This is a genomic window from Schaalia suimastitidis DSM 15538 (genome assembly GCF_000429105.1).
Classification (GTDB): domain Bacteria; phylum Actinomycetota; class Actinomycetes; order Actinomycetales; family Actinomycetaceae; genus Pauljensenia; species Pauljensenia suimastitidis.
This window is the reverse complement of record NZ_AUBF01000006.1, coordinates 21117-47872: the sequence shown is the minus strand read 5'-3', so window position 1 is coordinate 47872 and position 26756 is coordinate 21117. Positions and strand designations below refer to the sequence as shown.

Sequence of the window (26756 nt, the reverse complement as noted above, 5' to 3'; positions counted from 1 at the left end):
GACGCTAGATTTGCACAGCTGTGCCGGTTGCGCAGGCGGCAAGCATAGAACCGTCGCCCACTGTAAAGTAATCAACTTTCACGCCGACAACCGCGTTGGCACCCATTTGTGCCGCACGGCCACACATCTCGTTAACGGCAGCAATGGAGGCGTCACGCATTTCGCGCTCATAGGATTCTGCGCGTCCGCCCACAAGGTTGCGCAGCCCAGCGCCAATGTCTTTGAGGAAATTCACCCCTGCGATTGTTTCGCCTGACACCATGCCCAGGTATCGCGTGATGGGATGTCCTTCGATCGTAGGTGTGGTGATAACGAGCATCAGGTTACTCCTTAGTAGGTGTTGTGTTGGCGGGTGGTGCCGATTGCTCCCACTGCGGGTCGGCGCCTTTGTCCTCTGCTGGGCGTACGCGCGCTCAAGACAAGGCACGGTCAGGATTGGGCACACCCAAAGCCGACCGTGCCCAATGAAGCTTAGAAATCCCAGTCCTCGTCTTCGGTGTCCACAATTTCACCGATGACATAGGAGGAGCCAGATCCCGAGAAGAAGTCATGGTTTTCGTCAGCATTGGGTGACAAGGCTGCAAGGATCGCTGGATTAACGTCGGTTGCGTCGGCAGGGAAGAGCGCCTCGTACCCCAGGTTCATCAGCGCTTTATTGGCGTTGTAGCGCAGGAACTTCTTCACGTCCTCAGTCAGCCCCAGAGGATCGTAGAGGTCCTCGGTGTACTGCTCTTCGTTCTCATACAGTTCAAAGAGCAATGCGTACGTGTAGTCTTTCAGTTCTTCCTGACGTTGTGGCGAGGACTCAGCGACGGCGAGCTGGTACTTGTAGCCGATGTAGTACCCGTGGACCGCCTCGTCACGAATGATCAAACGAATGAGGTCAGCCGTATTGGTGAGCTTCGCATGGCTGGACCAGTACATCGGCGCATAGAAACCAGAGTAGAAAAGGAAGGACTCCAGCATTGTCGAGGCGACCTTGCGTTTTTCAGGATCGTCGCCTTCGTAGTACGACTTGATGATTTCCGCTTTGCGTTGCAAGGCAGGGTTCTCACGAGACCAGCGGAACGAGGCGTTAATGTCCTCGGTGGACAGCAACGTAGAGAAGATGGACGAGTACGACTTCGCGTGGACCGATTCCATAAAGGCAATATTGGTCAACACCGCTTCCTCATGCGGGGTGCGCGCATCAGGCAGGAGCGAGACCGCGCCAATTGTCCCTTGCAGGGTGTCAAGCAACGTGAGGCCCGTAAAGACCCGGTTGGTCATGAGCTGTTCTTCAGGCGTGAGTGTATTCCACGACTGAATGTCATTAGACAAGGGCACCTTTTCCGGGAGCCAGAAGTTGCCGGTGAGGCGATCCCAGACTTCAAGATCCTTCTCGTCCTCAATACGGTTCCAGTTGATGGCTTCAAACACCGGCTCAGTCACGGTCGGCACCTTCCTTGTGTCCGGGATGGATAATCTCGTTGAGACTAAGGCTAGCGTTCATTGGCCCGCAATGCCGAGGCATCACGGGCCAATGAACAACAAGGAAGGCAGTGTCACACCAGGTAGCGCAAACTTAGCTGAGTTCGTCGTACTCGTCTGCCCAGATATCTTCCTTTTCGGCACGGTGAAGGAGAACCTCCGCACCAAAGGAGATAGCGCCAGCCAGGAACGCCAAAGGAATCGCTTGCTTGAGGTGAGGCAGTGACTTTCCTGCGGTGCGGGCGCGTTCGCCTCGGCCAAACAGCCACTTTTCGCAGGCGACTGTGACCGCGACAGTACCCGCGGTAATACCAACGGCTGCAGCAATCAAAGGAATACTGTGAGCGCTGGGGTCAACGACGCAACCACAACCATCTTGCCCACCGCAACAGGCTGTGTCACAAGAGTCGTCACCGTGTGCGTCGACAAGTGAGTCGTCGGCATCAACACTAAGGTCATCAATGCCCAGGTCAACGGTGGCGTCCTTAGACAGACCCTGATCATTGGCAGCCACACCTTCGTCGTCGGCCATAGCCATCTCGAAGTCTTCCCAGGTGCCTTCCTCGGTCAGCATCACGCTGAGATCCTTTGTATTGCGCGCCACATAAAGGCCCAGAAGCCCGGTCTTTGCCACTGTTCGAAGTGCGCGTGAGCGGATGAAGTCAGGCATGGCGTACCAAGCAAAGGTCAAGGCGGCATCAATGCCGGCATTCGTTAATGCCTGTGGTTGGTCGTTGAGGGTTTCCCGCACTGCTTGGCAGGCTGATGACGGGCAAAGATCTGACATGGTGAACTCCCAAACAGGTATAGGTGACACATACGAGCCTAGCGGGAACCGTGCGCAGATGCTTGTCATATCGCCGAGGGGCCATGCGTTATCCAGTCGCGAAGGATACGTACCCGTAACGTGAGGTAGCTGAAGCTGACCGCGCTGAGGCCTCGTCCAGTCGTAAAGGACTCACGTTGGCGACAATCTTCTATTCGTAGACCCGTGTGAAATTGGGGCTTGAAATGGTGAAGCTGTGGCAGTTACGATCAAGGAGTGCGCAATGTTGCGCGAATGCCCATCGAATTGAACACAATCGACAATGGAGTCCCTGTTATGAGAACGACGACAACGCCGCTCCCGCGACGCCTCGTTGCGTTAGGAGCCGGGCTGAGCCTCGCCCTTACTCCACTGCTGTCAGTCGGCGCTTTTCAAGAAGTCGCCGAAGCTGCCGACGGCAGTAGCGACATGCGCCTGTGGTATGCCCAACCCGCCTCGGCAACCACACTGACGCTGTCAGCAGGATCCGGACAATGTGACAACCGATGGCAGCAAACGACACTCCCCATCGGCAACGGCGACCTCGGCGCCACCATCTACGGTGAAACCGGCATCGAAGAACTGCTGATTAACGAAAAAACCCTGTGGACCGGCGGACCAGGCTCCACCCCAACCTTCGACGGAGGAAACTCCGTCACACACGGACGTAACGGCGCCACCCTGCGCGACGTGCAACGCCTCTTCGAAGAAGGTAACAGTCAAGCGGCAGCCACCACAGGCACACGCAACCTCGTTGGCGGGCATAACCGCTCCAACGAATACGGCGGCTATCAAGCCTTTGGCAAACTCCGCCTCGACCAGGGCATTACTGGGGCCACCAACTACGTCCGTGACCTCGACCTCGACCACGGCATCGCGAATGTCTCATTTGAAAAAGACGGGGTGACATATACGCGCGAATACTTCTCGTCCCACCCGCATAATGTCATCGCAGGACGCCTCACGGCCCAAGGCGGCAGCGTCAATGTGGGTATCACCTTGCCGACACTGCAAAATGCGGCACAAAATAACGAAGTGACGACTGTACGTCCCGACAGCATCACCGTCGCGGGCGCCTTGCACAACAACGGACTGAAATACAACGCTCATCTCCGTGTCGAAGTTGACGGCGGCAGTGCCACCGTTGACGACAACGCGAAGAAAATCAACGTCACAGGTGCGCAATCTGTGACCTTTTACCTGGCGGCAGCCACCGACTACAAAAATATTCACCCCAACTACCGCAACGGCGAAACAGCCGAAGAACTAGCTCAACGTGTCAATGAGCGTGTCGATACCGCTGCTCGCGCTGGCTACGACACCGTCAAAGAACACCACGCAGAAGACTTTGTCACGCAAATGAGCGCCCAGCGCCTCGACCTCAAAGGCAACGACGGCGGCCAAGCAACCGATGCGCTACTTGCAGGCTACAAAGCCAACCGCAATACCCCCGCCCAAAACCGCCACCTAGAAAACCTCGTCCACCAGTACGGACGCTACCTCCTTGTCTCCTCGTCCCGATCAACAAGTCAACTGCCCGCCAACCTCCAAGGCCTATGGGCAGCCTGCTCTAAAGACGTTAACGGCGAGAACCCCTGGCGGGCGGACTACCACATGAACGTCAACCTCCAGATGAACTACTGGCCCGCATACTCAGGTAACCTGCCAGATTCCGCGCTGCCACTCATTGACTACGTCAACGGCCTTGTCACTCCCGGCCGCATCACAGCACGTGTCTACGCCGGTACGACCGGTGAGCCGGGGACCGGATTTATGGCACACACCGAAAACACGCCATATGGATGGACCACGCCGGGCTACCAGTTCTCCTGGGGATGGTCACCTGCCGCAGTGCCGTGGATCCTCCAAAACGTCTACGAATACTACGAATTCACTGGCAATACAACAGTGCTGCGTGACCAGATTTACCCACTGCTGAAAGAAAGCGCGACCCTTTACACCGAGAAATTACTCCACCGATCAACCGATGTATACGGCGAACAACGCTTAGTGTCGTCACCGGCCTACTCACCTGAACATGGCCCCACCACCGACGGTAACGTGTATGAACAGGTCCTGATTTGGCAGCTATTTAATGACCTTATTGAAGCGGCGAATGCCCTGGGCGTTGACCAGAACCTTGTCGGCAATGTTGATGCCTGCACCGTTGAAAACTGGAGCAAAGACTGGAATAACGAAGGCGCATTCGTTAATGCCGACGCCAACCGCACGTGGGCATGTACCCTCAGCCTGCTCAAACCCATTAAAGTGGGCGACTCCGGGCAAATCAAAGAGTGGTACCACGAAGGTGCGCTTGGTAGCGACAATAACGGCAACCGAATCCAAAGCTTCCAATCAGGACACCGTCACCTGTCCCACATGCTCGGACTATTCCCCGGCGACCTCATCACAGCAGACCAGCCCGAGTTTATGAATGCGGCAATCGTGTCTCTGACTGAACGCGGAACCAACTCCACCGGCTGGGGCCTTGCCCAACGCCTCGCCTCGTGGGCACGCACCGGTGAAGGGGAGCGCGCATACGAACTGGTGAACTCCCTGATGCGCAACGGGATGTACCCCAACCTTTTCGACTCGCATCCCCCATTCCAAATTGACGGCAACTTTGGTTACACCGCAGGTGTCAACGAAATGCTGCTCCAGTCCAACGCCACCTATGTGGCAAGTGACGGCGAGCGCTACGCCAACTACATGAATATCCTCCCTGCGCTACCCAGTGCGTGGTCCGAAGGTTCGATCCACGGTCTGCGTGCGCGCGGCAACTTCGAAGTCGACATGGATTGGGTGGGTGGTTCTCTCACAAAACTCAAGGTCCTCTCCTACGACGGCGGACAAGCGACGCTGTCTTTCCCTCACGCCGCCAACGCCTCGGTTCGCGACAGTGACGGCAATACGGTCGACATCACGGTCCTAGACGACACCCACATCACCTTCCCAACGGTTGCCGGTAAGAGCTATGCGCTGTCGGGATTCCCGACACTGCGCGCCGATATCGTCGCCAGCACCACCTCGATCAGCGGCAATCTCACCTCACAGATCACGGTGAATGTGCACAATGTGGGCGACGGGGTACTCAACGATGTTGTCGTTGCAGGGCCAACCCGCACAGCAGGATGGACCATGGACACCCGGTCCCAAACCATTGACGAGGTGCCGGCCGGCCAAAGCCGTAGCGTGACCTTCCAGGTAGGGACCGATTGGGCCATCGGCGACAAAACCTTCCCCTTTAACGTCACCAGCGGCACACAACGGGTCGAACTGTCGGTGGCACTGACTGCAACCTGTGGACAGCTGACGACACCGCAGATTCACCAGGCGTCCTCTGAGCACACCGAGATTGAACCAACAGGTATGGTGAAAGCCGTTGATGGCGACGCTGCAACCTTCTGGCACAGCGCGTGGACTAGCGCAGGCCCACACTGGATTTCCGTCCAACTACCTGAAGCGACAGATATCTGCGGCTTTGCCTACACTGCTCGCACCACCGGCGGGTCAACAAATGGGCGCGTCAATGCCTACGAAATCCACGTGTCTGCTGACGGCGTGAATTGGGGCGACGCAGTGAGCACCGGTAATTTCACGACCGCCGCAGGCGCTCAGATTGTTCCACTCAATACCAACGCCAAGTACCTTCGCCTCAGTGGCATTAGTCGGCACGCGCCAGGCGCTGGCAATATGACAGTAGCTGAAATTGGCGTGATAACAGGCGCCGTGAAAGCACAGCCCACGGCAGTAACACCAATCGAACCTGAATGGAACGACACTGATCATGCCTACACGATTCCAACAGTGGAAGGCGTGACATACACCGTCAATGGGGAAGTCGTCACAGGCACTGTTGCCGCCACAGAAACGGGTACCGTTACAGTCGTTGCGGTGCCGCACGACGGCTACTACATCCCCGATGAGGCGCCGATTGACTTTAGCCACCGTTTCGTACTTGAAACTCAGGTCACTCCACTGGAACCGACGTGGAATGATGACGCAAAGTCCTACACCATTCATCACGTTGAAGGCGTCATTTACACAGTCGACGACGTTGTGGTGACAGGTACCGTCAAGGTGGCACCACCTGCCAGCATCACCGTGACCGCAGCGCCAGCAAATGGATACGTCTTCGCTGACGATGCCGTAACGTCGTGGACACATGGTTTTGCTGCCGACCCGGCACAGCCAAGCGACCCAGCACAGCCGCCAATCGATACCCCGGATCCAGACCAGGGTGGAGGAAATCCCATGCCAGTATTCGACCTGGGTGCTTCCGAACTCATTGCGGGTCAACCCATCCGTATCACATTGAACGGCCTGACCCCGGGAGACGAAGTGATCCTAGAGGCACACTCAGACCCACTCCACATTGCAACGCTCACCGTACCTGCCTCGGGCACAGTGTCACTGGTGTGGAATGTCCCTGCCGATTTCCCTGCTGGCCAGCATCACATCGTTGCGAAAGGGTCATTTGGACAAGTCCGCATACCGGTCACCGTGAAGGCAAGTGATGCTACTGAGTCGGGATCACAAACCGATACGGGTACTGCAGGTACGAAAGACACGTCAAGTGTCGGCAGCCAGAAGACAACGAAGATCAGCACAGTGCGCTCAGCTCTGGCAAAGACAGGGTCTGACGGCATTATGCTCCTCACCTGCGCGATGCTCTTAGCAACCGCGGGGGCAGTGACCATGAAGGTACGCCGCCAAGACCACTAGGCGAATCCCTGTCGCTGTGGGCGTGCCGCTGCTTCTTTCATGGGGCAGCGGCACGCGCATGCGTGGTCGCGAGCGCCGCGAGGTGCGCAGAGTGCGCACATAACGCCTCGTGCATCTTGTATACGCGCTGGTCGGCGCCGTGAGCGACGCTTCGTGCACCCTTATTTATTCATTCAGCAGCGACTGAAGGTGCTCCACTACCTGCGATCCTGACGCGCGCAACCCGTCATGTTGATACTCGCTGGTCACCCAGGTGCGTACATTCTTCATGAGGGCTGCTGTGTCCATTGACAACTCCCGTGGAACAAACATGTCGTCGTAGTACACCGCTGCCGCAACCGGCACGTCTAGATCACTCAGAACCTCAGGCAAATAAACCGCATTCCAGTCGGTACGTGTCGCCAAAATATCGACCACCTGTGCGAAAGGTCGTAATGCAGGGCTTTCGGTAAAGAGCGACCGCATCATATGTTCGCCCGTCAGATAATACGGTTCGGACATATCTAAAGGATTCGCATCTTTGGCAAAACCGGGCACTTCCTCGGCCAAACGGTCAGCTGACCATGCGGTTGCAGTGCCCGCAAGCGCCGGTGTCGCACCAGCGTAGATCGTTTCGTGGAGCACGGCATACATTGGTGTGATCGCAAGTTCAGCAGCGATATCTTCAAGGAATTGCTCGGAGAGGCGTCGCGTGCCTTTCACCTGCACCCACGGGCCCTCCAGCAGATAATGCAGGAGGTCCGTTCGTGTCTGCGTACCTAAACCAAGGCCGAGCATACGAAAACGCTGCGTGCTCAGACGCTCACCGCTGGGGAGGTACTCCTCAACGTCTTGGAGGTGCGCGGCAATCTCTCGAATGACTTGCGCATCATTACTGTGGCGACGCAGGTACGCCTCGTTGCGTGCGGCAGTAGCCTGGTAGGTGCGCCGGTAAATATCGTCGATATGCACCATGCCCGGCAGGCCGCCAGTGATATATGACTTTTCAATGGCATGCGGTGCCAAAGACAGGTACGTGGTGGTAATAAACCCACCGAAACTTTGACCCAGGGTGGTCCACATTTTGCCGCCCGTTAACGCTTCGCGCACAACCTCGGCGTCGCGCACAATCTGGTCTTGACGAAAAAGCATGAGGTAGGCAGCAAGGGCGGGTGCGTCAAGGGTGCCGGAGGTGGTGCAAAAACGCGGATCATTGACGAGGCGGCGCGCATCGAGGCGCGTGGACTGTCCCGTTCCGCGTTGGTCAAGGAGGACCAGGCGGTAGTCCTTCAGGAGGTGTCCCAACCAGCCGTCGTGGAAATTACCTGGCCGAGGCGCCCCGTAGCCTGGACCGCCCTGTAGATACAGCAGGTAAGGAAGGTTTTCCCCTCCATCACGTACCACCTCACGGACAAAAACTTCGATGGTGGTATTACCGTCGTTGGGCCTCGTATGGTCGGCAGGCATGTCGAAGCGGTGTTCGTAAATAGTGCAGCCATATTGGCGGTAACGTGTGGTGCGCATAGGCAAAAGCCTAGAGCACGTGAAGTAAAAGCACGTAGGTTGCCGTACCAGCGGCGATGCTGATCATCATGCGACGACCGAACAAAAGATGGGTGGCAACGGTGACCGCCGCGGCGACAAGAGCAGCCCACGCATGGGACGGGACGGCAATGAGGTGTCCTTCTAGAGTGACCACTGCAAGGACGAGGAGGATACCGACAGGCATCCATGCGCCCATATTGCGAACAAAATGTGACTCTTTCAGCGGTTCAAGAACAACGAATGGAAGGGCACGCAACGCTAGGTCAATGACAAAAACAATGGCAAGGACTGCGAGCAGATACTGCACAGTAGGTGTCATTGGGCCTCCGTGCACCTAGCAGCATGGTCACGGGCGGTGAGGTAGCGCTCCCACAGATGACGCCCAATAAGTAAGGCAACGAAAAGCAGCAGGGTAGAAATTAACCATTGGCCCCGGAATAAGAACCACGCTACGACAAGTGCAAGTCCAGCCAATAGTACGGAGGGGATATGTTCACGGCTGCGTGCTGCATCTAAAGCAAGGGTGATAAACATGGCGCATAACGCAAAATCTAGGCCATCAATTTTCGCTGGGATGAGAGACCCCAAAGTCACCCCGATAAGGCCCGAAATCACCCACGTGGATTGCAGGAATATTTGCATTGTGAGTATGCGACTGCTGGTCCATCCATGTGGGCGTGCCACCGTAAGCGCGTAGGCCTCGTCAACAAGGGCGTAAACGGAGTAGGCGCGCGCTGCCTTCCCACGCACCGCCCGCAAAGGGAAGGAGAAGGCATAGAAAGCGTGGCGAGCATTGACTAGGAACGTTGTCACCGCAATGGTGGCTAGCGGCGCTCCACCTCCTGCCAGGGACACCATGAGTAGCTCCACCGAACCTGAATAGGCGGTGAGCGACAAGGCAGGTGCCATCCACCACGGCAACGACGATTGGGCGACGAGTAAACCGAAAGCCAAACCTAGTGGCACGTAACCTAGTGCTGCAGGTGCTGTGATTCTTAAACCGGCGGCGATCTCGGCACGCACAGGCGAGGCTGGTACGGCGCGTAGCTCAATACCGTACTCGTGTGGGCCAAGGGTCATATATGCGATTGTGGCACTGCCACTGGTGGCGGTGCCCAATAGTCCGCTGTGCGTGCAGGTGCCGGTGTGGGTGTGGGGCGCAAGTATGGGCAAGGGTATGGAGGCGCTGCCGCTTCGGTGGAAATAGCTGTGGTTGTGAAGGACCTTGATTCAGGCACTGTACTGATTGCTATTGGTTACCAGCACCGCACAGACCGGGTCGACACAGCGTGCGGAAGGTGTGCTTCCGTTTGGTGTGTTCACCTGTTGTGAGGATCAACTAAAGGGAACGTTTTTCTGTCGTCGACACAGCAAACGGTAGGGCAGGGTCCAAACGGTGTGTTGTTCGTGCGTTGGAGGTGGACAAAGGGGTGCCCTCGTTGGTGTCGACACACGGAACGGTAGGTGTGCTTCCGTTTGGTGTGTTGACCTGCGTGGGATGGGGGTATTGGAGACGTGTTCTGCCGGGTCAACACATGGAACGGTAGGGCAGGGTCCAAACGGTGTGTTGTTCGGTGTGGGGTTTTGATTCAGTAATCGGTTCGGTGCTGTTACACGTGTGCCAGTTTGTTAGGCGCGGGTGGATTGGTGGTGGATGAGCGTCAAACCATCATCCGAAGCCTCCCATATCGCCGCGTCAACGCTGCCTCCGCCGTCCCATCGTAAGAGGTGCCGGATGAGCCATACGCCGGGTCCGAGTTGGCGAACCTTTGGGTGCACAATTGTGGCGTGCTGTGGGGCCCTGCCCGTCAAGGTCGAGGTGATGGTGCCATCTGGCCAGACACGGCGAGTGTCGTTGGTGGTGATGGGTGCCAGTGCAGCCTCGTCAGCCTTGAGCCACGCGACAATATATGCCTCATGAGCTGCAAGGACTTCCGCATCTGAACGCGTGGTCGAAGCAGGGTCTGTGGTGGCAGTGCTACTGTGGGGCGCCTTGTGAAGCGTTGACTTATCCGCGAACGCACCCAGGTGTTGCGCCTCAATTGTGCTGGTCGGCATTGAGTGGTCCAGTGGAGTATCTGAAGGTTCTTGAATGCCGACAATCAATGGTGCCGCAGCGCTGATCTCACTAGTGTCGATCTCACCGGCGCCGATCTTGCTCACGCCGACAGTGCCATCAAACGGGTCTTCACCAACAATGAGGTTATCAGCAGAAAAACCAGGCCCCAACTCAGGTGGCACACCGTCGCGGAATGCCTCAGCGCAGGAACGTGCCCGCAGGTCAGCCATCTCGTTGAGATGATGCCCCGCATGCCCTTTCACCCATTCAAAGGTGACGTTCCGTCCTTCGATGGCTCGGTCAATGGCTTGAATCAAGTCAAGGTTTTTAATGGGCTGCTTATCAGCTTTGGTCCATCCGCGTTGCTTCCACCCGTGCCTCCACTTGGTGACGACATTAATGGCGTACTGTGAATCGGCCAGAATATGCAACGGTTCATCAGCTAACCCTGCTTCTGCGGTGGCGCGCAACAATTCCAAAACAGCGGTGAGCTCACCGAGGTTATTCGTCCCTTCATTCCAGCCTCCAGCAGCCCAGATATCTTCTGAAACTACCCACGCCCATCCTGCCGGGCCAGGATTGCCCAGCGATGAACCATCCGCTGCCGCTGTGATCGTCATGCGTCCAACCTTATGGTGGCGTCAACGCGTGACAGCGCAAAGGCAAACTCTTCAGCGCGCGCCCTCCAGTGACCTTCACGTCCTGACGGCCCACCGTGTCCAGCGACCATTTCCGTGCGCAAAACAATCGGACAACGATGGGTATCCGATGTCGTCGCTTCGCGCAGGCGCTGCACCCATTTGGCAGGTTCAACATGGAATACGCGCGTGTCATTGAGTGAGGTCGTCACCATCATCGCCGGATACGCCACCCCGTCGCGAACATTCTCATAAGGCGTATAAGCTCGCATCGCCCGGTAAATAGTGGCGTCAGTTATGGGATTTCCCCATTCTTCCCATTCGCCGGCAGTCAATGGCAGAGATGCATCAAGGATCGTTGTGAGCGCATCAACGAATGGCACTCCAGCTAAAACAGCTCCAAAGCGGGTGGGATCCATATTCACAACGGCACCCATCAAAAGGCCGCCAGCGGAACGTCCTTCAGCGATGAGGCGACCCGGCTGAACCCACCCGCTCGTTTCCAACCACTGGGCAACATCAAGGAAATCAGTGAAGGTGTTGACTTTACGGAGTTCTTTCCCATCTTCATACCATGCGCGCCCCATTTCGCCGCCACCTCGGATATGCGCAATAGCGTGAACCACGCCGCGACGCAGCGCTGGCAGACGCAGAGCAGAGAACTCGGCATCAAAGGGTATTTCATATGCGCCGTAGCCGTGGAGCCACGCCGCATGTGTGCCATCGGGTTGGGCGTCTCGTCGGTGCACGAGTGTCACAGGGATCTGGGTGTGTCCATCGCGCGCCTGCACCCATACGCGCTCTTCAACATAGTCGTTGGGATCCCATAAGGGGACCTCCAAGGTTTTTAAACGGGTGCGTGTCCCGGTACGCGGGTCAACATTTTCCCAGGTGGGTGGCACGGTGACACTGTGATATGTGATGCGGAAATGTCGATCGACAAAACGCCCGGCAGGGGCTGTCGAAATCGTGCGCACCGAGGAGGGGACCTCGACAAAGACGCCTGGTCCCCAAAGAGTTGTCAGGTCCAAGGCATCGGTACTGTCAGCGGGTTTTTCTGTGCGTAGACGGTGTTCCACTTGCGTCAAGGAGCCGGAACGCAACGATAGGACGCAGAAGTCCCGATAGGCTTCTACTTCCGTGAGGCGTTCCCCGTCGCTCGCGTGCCGGATAGGTACCCAGGTCGATGGTGGAGCCAGTGGCTCAGATGCGGTAGTGACGGTGACGGCGGGCAGCGGAGCAGCACAGAGGGTACCTTCGACACTGTCGCGCGTATGAATCAACAACAGGTGGTCCCCAGCGGGTTCGACAGTGACCATTACCGAGGCCTGGCGTCCAGTGAGCGGGAGCGGGACCTGTTCAGGGGTTGCCGTGCGCCACAACCACGCCTCACCCGTGGTGGGTGACACAGCGTGTATGGCGACATGGTGTGGGTCAGCGCTAGGGGAGAACCACACCTCAAAACGTTCATCGTCTTCACGAAGGAGCAGAAGGTCTTCATCGGCGCTCGTGCCCACGCGGTGCAGCCACACTTCGTGCTGTCGCCACGCCTCGTCAAGACGGGTATAGATAAAAGCCGACGAGTCAGCTGCCCACGCCAGGCCGACCCCGGTATCGTGCACCGCCTCGTCAATTACGGTGCCCGTGGCCGCCTCCTGCACTGTCCACGTCCAGCGTTCGTCGCCGCTCGTATCGCGGGACCACGCGACGAGGCGTCCGCAGGGGCTGGGCACAAGGTCTCCGAGCTGAAAATACGTGTGGCCGACAGCGTGTTGGTTTTCGTCGAGGACGAGTTCTTCGCCTCTCCATGCGACACCAGGCTTCGGTATCGGCAGGTGGTTGTTGTGCGCAGCTATCCGGTGATGCGTGCGGTATTGCTGCCCTTCGGCCCATCGTGAAAACCACCAGTAATCGCCGTCGCGTACCGGTACCGTGACGTCGGTGAGCGCAGTGTGGGAACGAATCTCCTGCGTGATGGCCTCAGCCAAATCGCGTTGCGGCGCACATATGGTGTCAGCCCAAGCGTTTTCAGCGTTGAGGTGAGCAATAACCTCAGGATCATGCTTGTCACGCAACCAATCCCACGGGTCGTCAAAATGTGCGCCGTGGATGTTGCGAATACGGTAACCGTATTTTTTTGCGGCACGAGGCGGATGGCAGTGGTCGACGCGGGCATCAGTCATGCCTGTAAGCCTAAAGGTTCTGGCAGAAAAAGGCGCGAAACGGTGCTTGTGTAGGTGAGGTGTTGTGATCGTGGATACTGAGCGGGTCTCATAGGGAGGACTACGGTGGGCGCCGACAAGGTGAAAGGAGCAAAATCGACTCAGCAGTCAGATATGGGGAAGGTCGCTATGACGGACAGTAATACCGGTGAACACGTGATCGACGATGTTGCCATTGTTTTCGAAGGTGGGGGTATGCGTGGCGCCCACACGGCAGGTGTTGTTACTACACTGATTGAAGAAGGAATCGTCTTCCCGCATGTATCCGGTGTTTCTGCAGGGGCGACACATTCGCTGAACTATGTGTCTCGTGATGCGTGGCGAGCACGCGCCGCATTTGTTGATATTGCGGCTGATCCACGGTGTGGAGGAATGGCCTCCTTCCTGAGGGGAGAAGGGATGTTTAATGTTGAGTTCCTCTACGAGCAAATCCCCCAGCCAGATGGTGAATTACCATTCGATATGGAGGCATTCGAGGCAAATCCAGCGCAGGTTCAGGTGGCCACATTTAATGCTACCCGCGGTCAAACGGAGTGGCTGACAAGGAAAGATATGGCGACACTGCAGGCGGTGTGCCAAGCGGTACGTGCCTCGTCAACCCTGCCAATATTGATGCCGCCACTGCAAGTTGAGGGCGAAACGTATTTTGACGGCGCACTTGGTGACAATGGCGGTATTGCCTTAGATGCCGCGATGCGCGCAGGCTACAAAAAATACGTCGTGGTGCTGACGCGGCCACGTGACTACGTCAAGGGTGGGTTGCGGCCTGCTCTTGACATTGCGTTGCGGGCAAAATTTAAGGATTTTCCTTCCGTGTACGAGGGGGTGCTGCGTCGACCTGCGCGTTACAATACGGCGCGACGCAAAGTATTTGAGTTGGAAGAACAAGGACGTGCCTTCGTCTTTGCTCCTGAGGTGACAACCGCAAGTAGTACCGAGATGAATGTGGATCGTCTCGACGCGGCGTATCACATGGGTCTTGCTCAATTCCAACGGGAGTTACCGGCATTTAAGGCGTTCTTGGGGCTGTAGGCGACAGGGAGGCTCTTCGTCGTGCATAGTTGCTGTGCGTGGATTGTGACGAAAAGCGTCAGAGCCGATTAGCACCGATTGGTTGCCATGCGCTAATGTTATTGGCCGAGGTAGCGTGTCCGAGCGGCCGAAGGTGCAGCACTCGAAATGCTGTGTGGTGTAACAGCCACCGTGGGTTCAAATCCCACCGCTACCGCCATTGAAAACCGCATGATTCCAACAAAAAGTTGGGGTCAAGCGGTTTCTTTATGTCTTAAAACCCCGATGCTGAGGGTGCGGATAGAGGTCCCCGAGGTCCCCGGGAGGCCGTTATCCAATGTATCGAAGCGCCCAGTAATGTCGAGGTCCGGTGGCTGAGTCGTGACGGCTCGAGTACGATCGCGGGTGAAAAAGTCCTTGAGGAGCTCCGTACCGTTTATCTCGTCTCAACCTCGCTTTGTGTCAGCCTATGTGCTCGGCGAACAGGGACGGGTGACCTGCGGGCGCCGCCACCTGGTGGCAGCAGGAGTACCCAAGGTGCGGATCGTCTTCAGCGGATTCTGGAAGGCTGCCCGCCTCGACCCGGAGGTGAGATGACTGGCGAAGTCAGGCATCCCCGTTGTCACGTGATCCGGCACATATACGCGTGCCGTAATGTGACGCACACCCAGGTAGCCTGCCTATGTAGGCAAGGGACGAAAGGGTGGGGCACGGCTAGTTCAGAGGGTGTTGAATGCGACAGTTCATCAATTCGTTAACGGAGTACACCATGACACCCCATATGAGACCTGCATCGAAGACCGGCGGCCCGTCGATCAAAGAGTTGACGCTGAGAGGCGTCATCATTGGTGGGATCATCACCCTGATCTTCACGGCGGCCAATGTCTACCTGGGCCTCAAAGCGGGTCTGACTTTCGCGACATCTATCCCAGCGGCTGTCATCTCTATGGCGATCCTGCGTTACTTCAAGGACCACACCGTCCAAGAGAACAACATTGTCCAGACCATTGCGTCCGCCGCAGGCACCCTGTCAGCGATCATCTTCGTCCTGCCTGGCCTGGTGATGGTCGGCTGGTGGCAAGGCTTCCCCTACTGGCAGTCGGTTTTTGTTATTGCCTTGGGTGGCATCCTCGGCGTCATGTACTCCATCCCGCTGCGACGGGCGCTGGTCACCAACTCGACCCTGCCCTACCCCGAAGGCGTGGCAGCCGCCGAGGTCCTCAAGGTCGGTGACTCTCACCAAGGCGCCGAGGATTCCAAGCGCGGGCTGTGGGCTATCATCTGGGGTGGCCTGTCCTCGGCAGGCTTTGCCATCCTCGGCTCTATTAAGGCCGTAGGCACTGAAATCTCCGGTGTATTCCGCTTGGGTGCGGGCGGCACCATGGCTGCTGGCTCTCTGTCCCTGGCCCTGATTGGCGTGGGGCACCTCGTCGGTATCGGGGTCGGTGCAGCCATGATCGTCGGTCTGCTCATCTCTTACGGTGTGCTCCTGCCGGTGCTCACCTCCGGTCAGATCGCTGACGCTGCCGATCTGGCTTCCGTCGTATCCACCACCTTCCGCAGCGAGGTCCGTCTGATTGGCGCTGGCACCATCGCGATCGCCGCAATCTGGACCCTCCTCAAGCTCATTGGTCCCATTGTCACTGGTATCCGCGACTCCCTCGCCTCCTCCGCAAAGCGCGGTGCAGGTGAAGAGGTGCCACTGACCGAACAAGATCTGTCTGCCAAGGTCGTCATCGGCGTCACCCTGGCCTCGATGCTGCCTATCGGCGTGCTGCTGTGGTTATTCGTCAAAGACACCCCTGCTGCCCACGGCATCGTCGGTCTGGTCATTGTGTCCATCCTTTTCGTCCTGCTCACCGGCTTGGCTGTCGCCTCGGTCTGCGGGTATATGGCGGGCCTCATTGGTGCATCCAATTCGCCTATCTCCGGCGTGGGTATCCTCGTCGTTATTACTGCCGCCTTGGTCGTCAAGCTAGTGCATGGCACCGCGACCGGAGATGAGCAGGGCGCACTAGTTGCTTACACGCTGTTCACTGCCGCCATCGTCTTTGGTATCGCCACTATCTCTAACGACAACCTGCAGGACCTCAAGACCGGCCAACTGGTGGACGCGACCCCGTGGCGCCAGCAGGTCGCGCTGGTCATCGGCGTGATTTTTGGTGCAATCATCATCCCACCCGTCTTGAACCTTATGCAGACTGCTTTTGGATTCCAGGGTGCGCCGGGAGCGGGCGAGAATGCCTTGGCTGCCCCACAAGCCTCGCTGTTGTCAACGTTGGCCCAAGGTGTTTTCGGTGGTGACCTTGATTGGAATCTGCTGGGTCTTGGCGCTTTGATTGGTATCGGCGTGATCATCATTGACGAGGTGCTTCGCCGTTTTACTCAGGGTCTGTCCTTGCCGGGTCTAGCAGTGGGCATGGGTATGTATCTGCCGATGGCGGTCACCATCGTCATCCCGATCGGCGCCCTCTTGGGGCATTTCTACGACAAGTGGGCTGCTACCCAGAAGGATCCTGAACGTGCCAAACGCATGGGGATTCTTACTGCGACGGGTTTGATCGTTGGCGAATCCCTGTGGGGCGTGATCTTCGCGGGCTTGGTTGGTCTGAATGTGCCGCTCAGCTTTGTCCCCGAATCCTTCGCGCCGGTGGCGACATGGCTGGGTCTGGCCGTATTTGTTGCCATCGTGGTGGCTCTGTACACGCGCACTCGCAGGGTCGCCACTCAGAGGTAGAAGGTTGCGCAATAGTGTGATCTTGGTGGGGCCCGGCATGCACGTGTTGGAACGGTGAGCAGTCGTAGTAATAGGTCCGCGAGTGCGAAGCGTCGAGTTCTTAATGTGCTGTTTGCAGTAGGCGATAATCTCGTCTGCACGTTCTTCCGGTGTCGTGTCACCGAAGAGACGCTTCGCACAAGCTGCGACGCCCTGCCAGCGCACCACCGAGCGCCACCGTTGACATGCAGGCTGAGGAGCTGTGCAAGGATAGGGATATGGTGAAGCGACGGATCAGTGACAGTGACGGCATCGCGGCGATTTCAACCTGGAGGCGCTTAGGTGAGGATACGGATCGTCAACACCTGTTGACTGCGGTGCGGTGGAGCCTCGAAGAACTTGCCGCGCTTCACCCAGGCGGTGCCGTCGAAATCCGTGTTCCTCCAGCTGGCGTGACACAAGCGTTCTCTGGTACCACCCATCGACGAGGCACTCCTCCGGCTGTCATCGAAACGGACCCTCACACGTGGCTTGCTTTGGTCACGGGTGCGGTCACGTGGGACGAGGCCGTGCGCGCAGGGAGTGTAGAAGCGTCGGGACAACGAACCGATTTGGCGGCACATTTACCGCTAATGTGAACTGCGTCTTACTGACGCCTCGAACCGCGCACTCAGGCTTCGGTAATCTGCCGACGCTGGCTGCGTCGAGCGTAGACCTTCTTCGCGCCTCGTGAAGTGTAGTGCTGTGCGTAGGCAATAACGGCAGCAGAAACCGCAGCGAAAGCCACCACCGCAACGAGGCTCACCTCGTCGTCATCGTCATCGGGAACATCCATACCGGTGGCCACGCGCCACCCCACCTCGGCGACTTTGCCAGCAGCTAGGGCGGTCAGAGCTAATGCGCCGCCTGAAAAGATCTTCCACCCTAAATCCATCATGCTCTCCTGTTTCCTTGTGGCGATTGAGCAGCAACTGCTAGAACTCATCTTGCCTTATTTAGTCATACGATGCAGGTGTGTCACGCATATGCGGACCAGTGTGCTTAAGAGTATTTGCCAGCGGGCACGGTCACGGTGCCATCAGGCAGATGCCTTCTTTTGTTGCGCTCCAAGGCGCGCCGCGTATATGCCAACCCGCCAATGCCGTGGGCGCAATACACTAAGACTTGCTCAGAAGGGAACACATATGCCACGCAAACGCAGTATTGCCGCCGTCATCATTGCAGGTACCGCCACCTTTTTGACAGCGTGCAGTCCTGCTATCGGCGATGCACAGCCCTTCACGGATAGTTTTGGTCCCCTTGATGGAAAGCCGCAACACAGTCAATCCTCCACGCCCGAGGTGGGAATAAGCGAAGAGGAAGTGACGTCCACGTCCCACCGGGAGGAACTCTTATCTGCTTTCGCCGTTGAACGTGGAAAAGGTCAGGTTAATGTTGCCTACTTGCCGGGTGCTCGCCTGAGCGACGAACTTGTCTCAATATTCAATGAAATTACTGGTGAGACCATCGTCCAAAATGAAGCCGCTAGCCTCGATGCGGTACCTGAAGATGCAGAACTTGTCCTTGGTGTGGATAACGCGCAGGTGCCCCACGCCACGGCCTATGGGCGCGACGATATTTGTGTGATGGCAGATATCAGCTGGTTTTCGGCCAATAACGTGGCCATGCCAACGACTGCGGATGAGGTGGCTACTATGGCCGAGCACCTTGTGATACCTGCAGCAGATACGACCTTCGGCAACGCATTTGTTGAGATGCTTAGTCGACATACAGGCGACGCCAGCCAGTGGTTAGCTTCGGCGCAAGGCGTTGGCGCCATGACGGCCCCCACCTACAACGACGCGCTGACGCAGTGGAGCGCCGCCTCGTCACTGTCGTGGCTGCCGGACGCCACTAATGGCAATTATCCTCTGATCGTTGCCCCGCAATCGTTAGCGGCGCAAGCCCGCGACAACACTGGTACACAAAGTTACGCACGCCTTATCCCAGGCACGTGTATCCAACGCATCGTGCATATTGCGCCAGCGGGTGACGCAGCGCCAGAAGAACTGTCTGGGGCAGCCAAAAACCTCATCACCTACCTCACCTCTGATGCTGGCCAGGCCTTGTTGAATTACAGTCCGTGGGTCACCCCATTGGCAGGAACGCCCACACCTGAGACAGCCGATGCCCCTGCATGGTGGTTCCTCACACCCGATCCTGCGTCGCTTGAACGGTAGATTCCGCCTCAGCATGTATACGCCGGTGCCGCAAAGCCTGGCCAGGCCAGTGTTCCCAGGCCACGATGAACGCCTAATCCCGTAGCAGACTGGGTGATACGCGGCACTCCTCACCAATCTTCATGGGCGCAATTTGGCCAGCCTCACGCATGTGCAGCAGGCGTGGGACGACTTGCGAGGCAACCTGCCAAGGATCGATCGTATTGAGGTAGATACGCGTACCACCCTCAAAACCCGCCAAGGTTGACAGACGCCACTTGAGGAGAATCCGCCACCGCATTGGTACATCAAGATCAGGTGGCCTGTGGTACCACTCTTCATTACAAGGTACCTGTGAGCCAGTTGCTGCATGAACAGCGTGAAGCAGATCAGATACGCTTCGCATCACTTCGTCGCTGACTTCCCACGGATTGCGCGGCGTGTGAAGTGGCCACACCGCCAAGCCTGGGAATCGATGCCCAAAGCCCACCATCGCTACCGCATGGTCGTTTTGTGCGATAAGCAGTTTCCGAGTGGCCCCAACTTTCAAAATCTCGTCGTAAATATCTGGGTCGTGAATCAGTCGGTCGGCTTCAGCCTGTGTTTGCACTGAATGTTCGTCGATGGCCACCAGCTGCTTATGGAGGTGGTCGAAGGATGCACCAGCAGGTTTAAGCCAGTTTTGGAAGGTAGCGACGTAGCGCACGGCAGGATCGAGGCGGTATAAGTCCCGCATGGAGCGCGCAGTAAAGGCGGTGTACTGGTAGTGCTCTTCCGGGGTTAGAGTGCCAGATGACGCCAATTGAGAGGTGTCTTCTGCGCCGTCAACATAGTGGCGACGCCCGACGATAAGGTCATGTCCGCCACTGAAAAAGCCGTTGGCCTGCCGCAGCAAATCAGAATCACTTAAGCCCGCAAGTTCTTCCTCGGTGGTTCCCTGCGCTTTCATACGCGCGCCCACAACATTCATCACATGGTCATAGCCGCGTGATGACGCCAAATATTCCGCCATTCGACGGTGTTCACCCTCAGAGGGGACATGGCCGTAGTTGAGGTGCCAGTAGTTGTAGGAGACGATTTCGAACAGATTTGGAATGCGGCGAAACTCGGCCACCGTGGCGGAAAGATCTTCAGCTGGTAGGCCAGCAAGTTCGTGCCACGCACCGTGCGCGTCACGGATGAGTCGCGCTTTCTCCGGCGGCGTATCGAGGTAGCGGCCTTCACAAAATGCACAGTAGTGCCCGTGTGCGTGTTGATCGATTGGTAAAGGGTCGACGGTACGGACATTGTCGAGGGGCCGGTTGCCTCTGCCGGGTACTGTCCACACTTCCGTTCCAGTTAATAGGTTACGCTGTTTGACCGTTCCGTCAGGAAGTCGGCGTATTGCGGAATCAGTCGAGGGGTGCAGCGCTGCCATAGGCTTAGTCTATCGGTCGTAGCCCCTGTCGGTGCGCTATCGCCTCGTTCCCGATTGACGAGGTGATACGCCCTATGTCGTTAAAGGGGGAGGTAGCCCTTGGCGCGTCGTCCCAGATCGGTGAGGAGTGCCAGGGTTTCTTGGGCACGTCCCTTTTGAACGAATAGGTGGTTGTGGCGGTTGGAGGCGACAAAATTCGCGGTGATTGACCGCGCGGACAAAATTTGTGCAATCGAAGCTGTTACGCCAACGGCTGCAAGAGCCGAGGTGAGGCCAAGGCTAATGCGCTCATAGGTATCATCGGTAGGGAGGTGGAGGCGGCGTGCTTCAGCTTCGGGGACGACTACCGTCCATAGGTTCTCATCTCGGATGATTGCGAAGGCGTCGACACCCTCCGGGACAGAATCAACGAGGGCAAAAACGTAGGTTCCCAACGAGCTGGGATTAATAGTTGCTAGGGCTTGATCAAGTTCAGACACATTCGGCATGTCGATAGGCTAGCCTGGCTCGCCATAGTTGTCCGGTTACTGTCCCGCAAATGGACATCTATCTCATCATGCGACAAGTGACATGCGTCCTATAGGCGGTTCATCGTGTCAGGATGCGAACCTGTACGCCCAGCCTCCCCCTGATCGAGCGCATTAATGCGTTGCATATCCTCAGCAGATAATTCAAAGGAGAAGATATTAACGTTCTCCTCTTGGCGGTTGCGATCAAGCGACTTTGGGAAAATCACGTCGCCACGCTGGATTGCCCACCGCAGTGCCACCTGTGAGGCACTCACCCCATAAGTCGCCCCCACCTCGGCAAGAATAGGATCGGTGCAGGCACGCCCACGTGCCAGAGGTGACCACGCCTGGGTCACCATTCCCGCCTCGCGAGCCGCACTTCGAACCGCGTCATTGGCCATAAAAGGATGCGCCTCCACTTGACTCACGTGTGGAACAACGTCGCCACCCTCAAGAAGGACACGCATATGGGCGGGTTGAAAATTAGAGACACCAATCGCGCGTGCCCGACCATCAGCGAAAAACTCCTCTAAGACACGCCACGGCATAAGGAAATCGCCGTCATACAGGTCGGGCAGTGGCCAGTGAATCAAAAACAGATCCACATAATCGGTTTGCAGCGCCTCCAATGTCCGCTCAAAGGAATCGCGAGCAGGCCCCGGTTCGTGGTTGCCATTATTGAGTTTCGATGTGAGAAACAGATCCTCGCGAGCAATTCCTGACTGCGACCACGCATGTCCCACTTCAGCTTCATTGGCATACATTTGGGCCGTATCAATATGTCGATATCCCACTTCAAGGGCATTGGCGACGACATCAACGGTGACATCAGGTGCCACCTTGTAGGTGCCAAAACCTAACTGAGGGATTGGCGCGCCCGTTGGCAAAGTTACCGTTGGAATCGTCTGCATAGTCCTTCCTTTGGGTTGACACGCAAAAGCCGTATGGCTGACTGAATCCACTGCGCTACTGTGCCTTCAATTGTCCCCTAATTTGCTGCATGGTGCAGGCGCGCATAGGTACCACCCAAGGCAAGGAGCTCCTCGTGGCGACCCATTTCCACCACGTCACCCTCCTCCATCACCAAAATAAGGTCAGCATCGCGAATAGTTGACAGACGATGAGCAATAACGAAGGCTGTGCGCCCGTGACGCAAGCGATCCATTGCGCGCTGCACCAAGACCTCGGTACGCGTATCAACAGAGGAGGTCGCCTCGTCAAGGATTAAAATATCGGGCTGTGCAACGAAGGCACGCGCAATGGTCAGAAGCTGCCTTTCCCCAGTGGACAGGGCATCCGATTCGTCGCTCACATGCGTGTCGTATCCCTGAGGCAAATGGCGTACGAGACGATCAACAGCCGTCGCCTCGGCAGCCTCAATGACATCAGCTGTTGTCGCACCCTGGCGTCCGAAGGCAATATTTTCCTCAATTGTGCCGTCGAAGAGCCAAGTGTCTTGCAAAACCATCCCCATGTGGCGCCGTAATTCGTCACGCGACAAGGTACGGATATCAACGCCGTCAAGGGTGATAGTGCCCGAATCAACCTCATAAAAACGCATCAAAAGGTTGACCAATGTAGTTTTTCCTGCACCCGTGGGGCCAATAATTGCCACCATCTGTCCAGGTTCCACCGTGACACATAGGTCTTTGATTACCGGAGAGCCAGCGACGTAACTAAAAGACACATGGTCAAATACGATGCGACCCGACACGTGCTGAGGCAAAGATGCACTCGCGGTCTCTGGTTCCATCTCGTCAGCGTCAAGGAAATCGAGGACACGTTCGGCACTGGCCACACCCGATTGGAGGGAACTGGCCATCGTTGCCAGTGTGCCCAGCGGATGCATGAATTGGCGTGAATACTGGATGAACGCTTGGACAGAGCCAAGGGACATTGACCCATTGGCCACCATCAGCCCACCACCAACGGCCACCACCACGTAGGTTGCTGACGAAATCATATTCATAATCGGCATCACGAGGTTCGACACAAATTGTGCACGCGTTGATGCTTGATACAAGGCACTATTAGAAGCGTTGAGCTCGTCCTCAAAACGCTGCTCTAAGCCGTAAAGTAATGCCACTTCGTGACCAGAAATGGCTTCTTCCACAGTGCCAGCCAGGTCGCCCGTGTGCTTCCACTGGGCGCGGAAATGTGGCTGAGCCCTGCCCATAAGGAAACCAACAATACCCATACCAACTGGTAGGACAACGAGTGACAACAGTGTGAGCTGCCACGACATGGACAGCATCATCACGATAATGCCGACCACCGTCAGTGCCGACTGCATGAACTGTGACAGGGTTTGGTTCATTACCTGCGCAACGTTATCCACGTCGTTGGATACGCGCGACATCAAGTCGCCACGCGAATTCTTGTCGATATGAGACAGCGGCAATCGCTCGATTTTGCGTTGCACTTTGTCGCGTAGACGCCACGCCGTATTCTGCACGGCGGTGCGGAGCACTATGCCGGTGATCCACCCGAAAACTGCGCTGGCAATGTAGATGGCAAGCACGATGAGCAAGATAGTGCCCAGTGCAGCAAAATCAACGCCAGCACCCGGCACGAAATCCATGGTGGCGACCATATCCGCCAACTGATCTTGCCCGCTGGCGCGCAACGATGCCACCGCCTCGTCAATGGACGAACCCTGGGTGACGAATTTCGACATGACGCCAGAGAACAGAATATCGGTGCCTTGCCCTAGGAGCTTCGGTGCGGCAACGGTGGCGGAAACCGTTGCGACGGTGGCACCTGCGGCAAGGAGGATTCGCCAGCGATCGGGTTGTAGTTCAGCAGCGAGACGGCGCAAGGTGCGTGAAAAATCGCTGGATTTTGCGGTGGGATCAATGGTGCGTCCGTGTGGTCCGTGGCTCATTGCTCCACCTCCTGACTCATTTGCGAGGCGACAATCTCTTGGTAGGTGAGGCACTCCTTGAGCAGATCGTCGTGAGTGCCGCGTCCAACGATACGTCCGCCGTCAATGACGATAATGACGTCGGCATCTTTGACACTGGCGACACGTTGAGCAATAAGAAGGACTGCTGCACCGGCCGTATAGGCAGCAAGGTTGGCGCGCAGTTGGGCGTCGGTTGCGTGATCCAAAGCAGAGGAAGAATCGTCAAAGATATAAAGATCAGCTTGCCGGTACAGTGCCCGAGCAATGGAGAGCCGTTGCCGCTGCCCGCCAGAGAAATTCTTTCCACCAGGTTCAACTACTGCATCGATACCGTCACTTAGCCGTGAGACGAACTCTTGGGCGCAGGCGCCCTGCAAAGCCCATTCGACACGTGCACGCTCGGCATCATTGGGCGTGTCAACGCCTGACACCGTTGACGCAATGGTGCCGGAGAAAAGGTGCGCCTTTTGTGGGACGAAGGCAATGCGGCGACGCAACTGAGCAAGGTCGATATCGGACAATGCCACACCGTTGGCGGCAATAGTGCCGCTACTGGGGTCGAGGAGGCGTGGGAAGAGTTGAGCCAGGGTTGTCTTGCCTGAGCCGGTAGCGCCGATGAGCGCGGTGCGTGTTCCTGCCTGAAGGGTGAGGTCAATATTTTCTAGGACTGCATGTTCTGCACCGGCGTATTGCACTGCAACATCGGTCAGTGTGAAGGTCCAACGCTCACCTTCGACCGTTTGGGGTTCACGGGGAGGGCGGATTGCGACCTCATGTGTAAGCACCTCACGGATACGACCTGCAGCAATATCAGCACGTGGCACCATGATGATAATCATCGCGGACATCATTACCGCGCCCATGAGCATGCCAACATAACTGAGGAAGGCAAAGAGCGAGCCTACCTGAGATTGACCAGTATCAATGAGGTGGCCACCCACCCACACGACGGCCACATTTGTCACCGAAATGATCAGCGTGACCAAGGGGAATAGGACAGCAAAAAGGCCGCCGATTCGCATAGCCACCTCGCGCAATGCGTCATTAGCGTCGCCATATCGACTCGCAATGAAGGGCTGGCGGACAAAAGCACGTATGACGCGAATGCCAGTGAGTTCTTCGCGTAGGACGGTGTTCATTGCGTCGATACGTTTTTGTTGGCGCGAGAACTGGGGTGCCATCAGACGCATCATGATGGCGACCGCCACCACAAGGACGGGCACCATAATCCATAACAGCACCGAAAGGCTGACGTCTTGGCGGAAGGCTTGGACTAATGCGCCGATCCCCATAATGGGGGCTTGAACCATTATGGCGAAGGCCATAACGACCACCATTTGGACTTGTTGTACGTCGTTGGTTGTTCGAGTAATGAGAGACGGCGCACCAAAATCGTGCATATCCTGTGCCGCGAATTGTTGAACATGTATGAAAGTTTTGTGACGTAACCACGCACCTAAACCCATCGCCATACGTGCGCCTAAATACACGGCGATTGCGGTTGCAATACCCTGTGCGACCGTGAGGAGTAGCATGACGAGGCCAAGTTGCCAGATCGTGGCCGTATTGGCCAGCGCAACACCTTCATCGATGATTCTCGCATTAAGGGTTGGTAATTCGAGTGCGGCGAGCGTAGCTGCCACCTGCAAAACGACGACGATAACTACTTCACGCCACCGCGTGCTGAGGTAGTCCCAGGACAGCGAAAAGAGCACAGGTATTCACTTCATTTCGTGCGTATTGTTGGTAACGTAATGCATTCAGCCTATGCTGACACTGTGTCAATTCCACTTTGAAATACCCACATGAGGAGTCCCTCACATTAATGCTACGTAGCGCAAAATGTCTTACAACTGGTTAGGATCGTCTTATGACCCGTTCACCTCGTACCGCAGCGTTTTCCGATGAGCTCATCGATGAGGGCTTCTGGTTCGTCGTGGCCTTGATGGACCGCGCGAAAGGAATCTCCGCTGATGTGCCTGATGAGTTACGTGGCCAAGTAGACGATACCGTTGACCTCCTTACCCCCATTTTGGAACATCAGGGGATTGTTGCGCGGCTGCATCGAATGGTTGCTGAAGCGGCAGTTGCCTCGCGACACCGATGGACACTTCGGCGACGCCAAGCGCCGTCCAGTGCCGGCTTTGACAAAGCCCGTGCGTTGATCCTCGACGAGTGGGGTCTCGCCAGCAGTAAAGGCGCCTTGATTTGGCCGCCCACCGCGCGCACCATTGCAGTGCGTTTGGGGGACGGCGCCTGGAATACTGCGATGGAAACATATGACATGAAAGTGTCACAACGTGGACGTGAACGCGGCGCCGGTAAATTCAGTGACGACGATTTTTGCCAGGCACTTCGCCGCTATGCCTCCGAAGACGGTGGTCAAGGACTCTCCTTTACAGGGTACACGCGGTGGGCCACACGTTTGCGTGAGCAGGGTGTCAACATTCCTTCGCCAGCAACGATTCGTCAAAAATTCGGCACCTGGGGTGCAGCTTTGACGACCGCAGGCTTGTCCTGAAAAAATGCGCACATCGCGCAGGCGTGAGGTAGTAAA

General features: G+C 56.9%; 21 protein-coding genes and 1 tRNA gene. 8 read left to right on the top strand and 14 right to left on the bottom strand.

Going from position 1 to position 26756, the window contains the following annotated elements; all coding sequences use genetic code 11:
- Window positions 1-4 precede the first annotated feature (4 nt).
- The 3 genes from G438_RS0100280 to G438_RS0100270 all read right to left on the bottom strand — a co-directional run bounded on the left by G438_RS0100280 (window position 5) and on the right by G438_RS0100270 (window position 2287).
- Window positions 5-319 carry a YbjQ family protein gene (locus tag G438_RS0100280; protein ID WP_026459658.1) on the bottom strand — a complete coding sequence of 105 codons (315 nt, stop codon included), beginning with the start codon at window positions 317-319 and terminating at the stop codon, window positions 5-7.
- 152 nt (window positions 320-471) lie between these two features.
- Window positions 472-1431 carry a class 1b ribonucleoside-diphosphate reductase subunit beta gene (gene nrdF / locus G438_RS0100275; RefSeq protein ID WP_026459657.1) on the bottom strand — a complete coding sequence of 320 codons (960 nt, stop codon included), beginning with the start codon at window positions 1429-1431 and terminating at the stop codon, window positions 472-474.
- Between the two features lie 133 nt (window positions 1432-1564).
- The gene (locus G438_RS0100270; protein ID WP_205618391.1) at window positions 1565-2287 is read right to left on the bottom strand and encodes a hypothetical protein; all 723 of its coding nucleotides are present in this window, start codon (window positions 2285-2287) and stop codon (window positions 1565-1567) included.
- 285 nt (window positions 2288-2572) lie between these two features.
- On the opposite strand from G438_RS0100270, the gene G438_RS11775 reads away from it, so the two are divergent.
- A complete protein-coding gene (locus G438_RS11775; RefSeq protein ID WP_165569213.1) occupies window positions 2573-7000 on the top strand; it encodes a glycosyl hydrolase family 95 catalytic domain-containing protein in 4428 nt (1475 codons plus the stop codon).
- A gap of 165 nt (window positions 7001-7165) precedes the next feature.
- Here the strand turns inward: G438_RS11775 and G438_RS0100260 are convergent, their stop codons facing one another.
- The 5 genes from G438_RS0100260 to G438_RS0100235 all read right to left on the bottom strand — a co-directional run bounded on the left by G438_RS0100260 (window position 7166) and on the right by G438_RS0100235 (window position 13404).
- Window positions 7166-8503, bottom strand: coding sequence for an alpha/beta fold hydrolase (locus G438_RS0100260; protein ID WP_026459655.1), 1338 nt, complete (start codon window positions 8501-8503; stop codon window positions 7166-7168).
- Window positions 8504-8513: 10 nt separating this feature from the next.
- The gene (locus G438_RS0100255; protein WP_026459654.1) at window positions 8514-8843 is read right to left on the bottom strand and encodes a branched-chain amino acid transporter permease; all 330 of its coding nucleotides are present in this window, start codon (window positions 8841-8843) and stop codon (window positions 8514-8516) included.
- Window positions 8840-9604, bottom strand: coding sequence for an AzlC family ABC transporter permease (locus tag G438_RS10080; RefSeq protein WP_051259209.1), 765 nt, complete (start codon window positions 9602-9604; stop codon window positions 8840-8842). The genes G438_RS0100255 and G438_RS10080 overlap by 4 nt, the downstream gene beginning before the upstream one ends.
- Before the next feature lie 549 nt (window positions 9605-10153).
- Window positions 10154-11203, bottom strand: coding sequence for a ribonuclease H family protein (locus G438_RS0100240; RefSeq protein ID WP_026459652.1), 1050 nt, complete (start codon window positions 11201-11203; stop codon window positions 10154-10156).
- Window positions 11200-13404: a S9 family peptidase gene (locus tag G438_RS0100235; RefSeq protein ID WP_026459651.1), complete on the bottom strand. Its 2205-nt coding sequence runs from the start codon at window positions 13402-13404 to the stop codon at window positions 11200-11202. The genes G438_RS0100240 and G438_RS0100235 overlap by 4 nt, the downstream gene beginning before the upstream one ends.
- A gap of 105 nt (window positions 13405-13509) precedes the next feature.
- Here G438_RS0100235 and G438_RS0100230 point away from each other — a divergent pair, with 105 nt between their 5' ends.
- From G438_RS0100230 to G438_RS0100215, 5 genes are all read left to right on the top strand, one after another.
- The gene (locus tag G438_RS0100230) at window positions 13510-14475 is read left to right on the top strand and encodes a patatin-like phospholipase family protein (RefSeq protein ID WP_240470936.1); all 966 of its coding nucleotides are present in this window, start codon (window positions 13510-13512) and stop codon (window positions 14473-14475) included.
- 109 nt (window positions 14476-14584) lie between these two features.
- A tRNA-Ser gene (locus tag G438_RS0100225) sits at window positions 14585-14674 on the top strand.
- 239 nt (window positions 14675-14913) lie between these two features.
- Window positions 14914-15051: a hypothetical protein gene (locus tag G438_RS12420; RefSeq protein ID WP_165569212.1), complete on the top strand. Its 138-nt coding sequence runs from the start codon at window positions 14914-14916 to the stop codon at window positions 15049-15051.
- Between the two features lie 184 nt (window positions 15052-15235).
- Window positions 15236-17191, top strand: a complete 1956-nt coding sequence (locus G438_RS0100220) for an OPT family oligopeptide transporter (protein WP_026459649.1) — start codon at window positions 15236-15238, stop codon at window positions 17189-17191.
- Between the two features lie 257 nt (window positions 17192-17448).
- Window positions 17449-17808, top strand: a complete 360-nt coding sequence (locus tag G438_RS0100215) for a sterol carrier family protein (RefSeq protein ID WP_026459648.1) — start codon at window positions 17449-17451, stop codon at window positions 17806-17808.
- 32 nt (window positions 17809-17840) lie between these two features.
- On the opposite strand, the gene G438_RS0100210 is transcribed toward G438_RS0100215, so the two are convergent.
- Window positions 17841-18104 carry a DUF4235 domain-containing protein gene (locus G438_RS0100210; protein WP_240470935.1) on the bottom strand — a complete coding sequence of 88 codons (264 nt, stop codon included), beginning with the start codon at window positions 18102-18104 and terminating at the stop codon, window positions 17841-17843.
- Window positions 18105-18354: 250 nt separating this feature from the next.
- Between G438_RS0100210 and G438_RS12415 the strand changes: the two genes are divergently transcribed.
- The gene (locus G438_RS12415) at window positions 18355-19389 is read left to right on the top strand and encodes a hypothetical protein (protein WP_051259147.1); all 1035 of its coding nucleotides are present in this window, start codon (window positions 18355-18357) and stop codon (window positions 19387-19389) included.
- A gap of 73 nt (window positions 19390-19462) precedes the next feature.
- Here G438_RS12415 and G438_RS0100200 read toward each other — a convergent pair whose 3' ends face one another.
- From G438_RS0100200 to G438_RS0100180, 5 genes are all read right to left on the bottom strand, one after another.
- Window positions 19463-20785, bottom strand: coding sequence for a DUF4921 family protein (locus G438_RS0100200; RefSeq protein WP_026459646.1), 1323 nt, complete (start codon window positions 20783-20785; stop codon window positions 19463-19465).
- A gap of 80 nt (window positions 20786-20865) precedes the next feature.
- Window positions 20866-21273 (bottom strand): ACT domain-containing protein, encoded by a 408-nt coding sequence (locus G438_RS0100195; RefSeq protein WP_026459645.1) that lies wholly within the window; start codon window positions 21271-21273, stop codon window positions 20866-20868.
- Window positions 21274-21362: 89 nt separating this feature from the next.
- A complete protein-coding gene (locus G438_RS0100190) occupies window positions 21363-22205 on the bottom strand; it encodes an aldo/keto reductase (protein WP_026459644.1) in 843 nt (280 codons plus the stop codon).
- A 77-nt stretch (window positions 22206-22282) separates the two neighbouring features.
- Window positions 22283-24178 carry an ABC transporter ATP-binding protein gene (locus tag G438_RS10070; RefSeq protein ID WP_084402881.1) on the bottom strand — a complete coding sequence of 632 codons (1896 nt, stop codon included), beginning with the start codon at window positions 24176-24178 and terminating at the stop codon, window positions 22283-22285.
- On the bottom strand, window positions 24175-25914 hold the full coding sequence (locus tag G438_RS0100180; RefSeq protein WP_026459643.1) for an ABC transporter ATP-binding protein: 1740 nt from the start codon (window positions 25912-25914) through the stop codon (window positions 24175-24177). The genes G438_RS10070 and G438_RS0100180 overlap by 4 nt, the downstream gene beginning before the upstream one ends.
- A gap of 155 nt (window positions 25915-26069) precedes the next feature.
- Between G438_RS0100180 and G438_RS0100175 the strand changes: the two genes are divergently transcribed.
- Complete coding sequence (locus tag G438_RS0100175; RefSeq protein WP_026459642.1) at window positions 26070-26720, top strand: hypothetical protein; 651 nt, start codon at window positions 26070-26072, stop codon at window positions 26718-26720.
- Window positions 26721-26756 lie beyond the last annotated feature (36 nt).

Coding starts and splice junctions, on each gene's coding strand:
- G438_RS0100280 (WP_026459658.1), bottom strand. CDS start 319: ATGCTCGTTATCACCACACCTACGATCGAAGGACATCCCATCACGCGA.
- G438_RS11775 (WP_165569213.1), top strand. CDS start 2,573: ATGAGAACGACGACAACGCCGCTCCCGCGACGCCTCGTTGCGTTAGGA.
- G438_RS0100260 (WP_026459655.1), bottom strand. CDS start 8,503: ATGCGCACCACACGTTACCGCCAATATGGCTGCACTATTTACGAACAC.
- G438_RS0100255 (WP_026459654.1), bottom strand. CDS start 8,843: ATGACACCTACTGTGCAGTATCTGCTCGCAGTCCTTGCCATTGTTTTT.
- G438_RS10080 (WP_051259209.1), bottom strand. CDS start 9,604: ATGACCCTTGGCCCACACGAGTACGGTATTGAGCTACGCGCCGTACCA.
- G438_RS0100240 (WP_026459652.1), bottom strand. CDS start 11,203: ATGACGATCACAGCGGCAGCGGATGGTTCATCGCTGGGCAATCCTGGC.
- G438_RS0100235 (WP_026459651.1), bottom strand. CDS start 13,404: ATGACTGATGCCCGCGTCGACCACTGCCATCCGCCTCGTGCCGCAAAA.
- G438_RS0100220 (WP_026459649.1), top strand. CDS start 15,236: ATGAGACCTGCATCGAAGACCGGCGGCCCGTCGATCAAAGAGTTGACG.
- G438_RS0100215 (WP_026459648.1), top strand. CDS start 17,449: ATGGTGAAGCGACGGATCAGTGACAGTGACGGCATCGCGGCGATTTCA.
- G438_RS0100210 (WP_240470935.1), bottom strand. CDS start 18,104: ATGGATTTAGGGTGGAAGATCTTTTCAGGCGGCGCATTAGCTCTGACC.
- G438_RS12415 (WP_051259147.1), top strand. CDS start 18,355: ATGCCACGCAAACGCAGTATTGCCGCCGTCATCATTGCAGGTACCGCC.
- G438_RS0100200 (WP_026459646.1), bottom strand. CDS start 20,785: ATGGCAGCGCTGCACCCCTCGACTGATTCCGCAATACGCCGACTTCCT.
- G438_RS0100195 (WP_026459645.1), bottom strand. CDS start 21,273: ATGCCGAATGTGTCTGAACTTGATCAAGCCCTAGCAACTATTAATCCC.
- G438_RS0100190 (WP_026459644.1), bottom strand. CDS start 22,205: ATGCAGACGATTCCAACGGTAACTTTGCCAACGGGCGCGCCAATCCCT.
- G438_RS10070 (WP_084402881.1), bottom strand. CDS start 24,178: ATGAGCCACGGACCACACGGACGCACCATTGATCCCACCGCAAAATCC.
- G438_RS0100175 (WP_026459642.1), top strand. CDS start 26,070: ATGACCCGTTCACCTCGTACCGCAGCGTTTTCCGATGAGCTCATCGAT.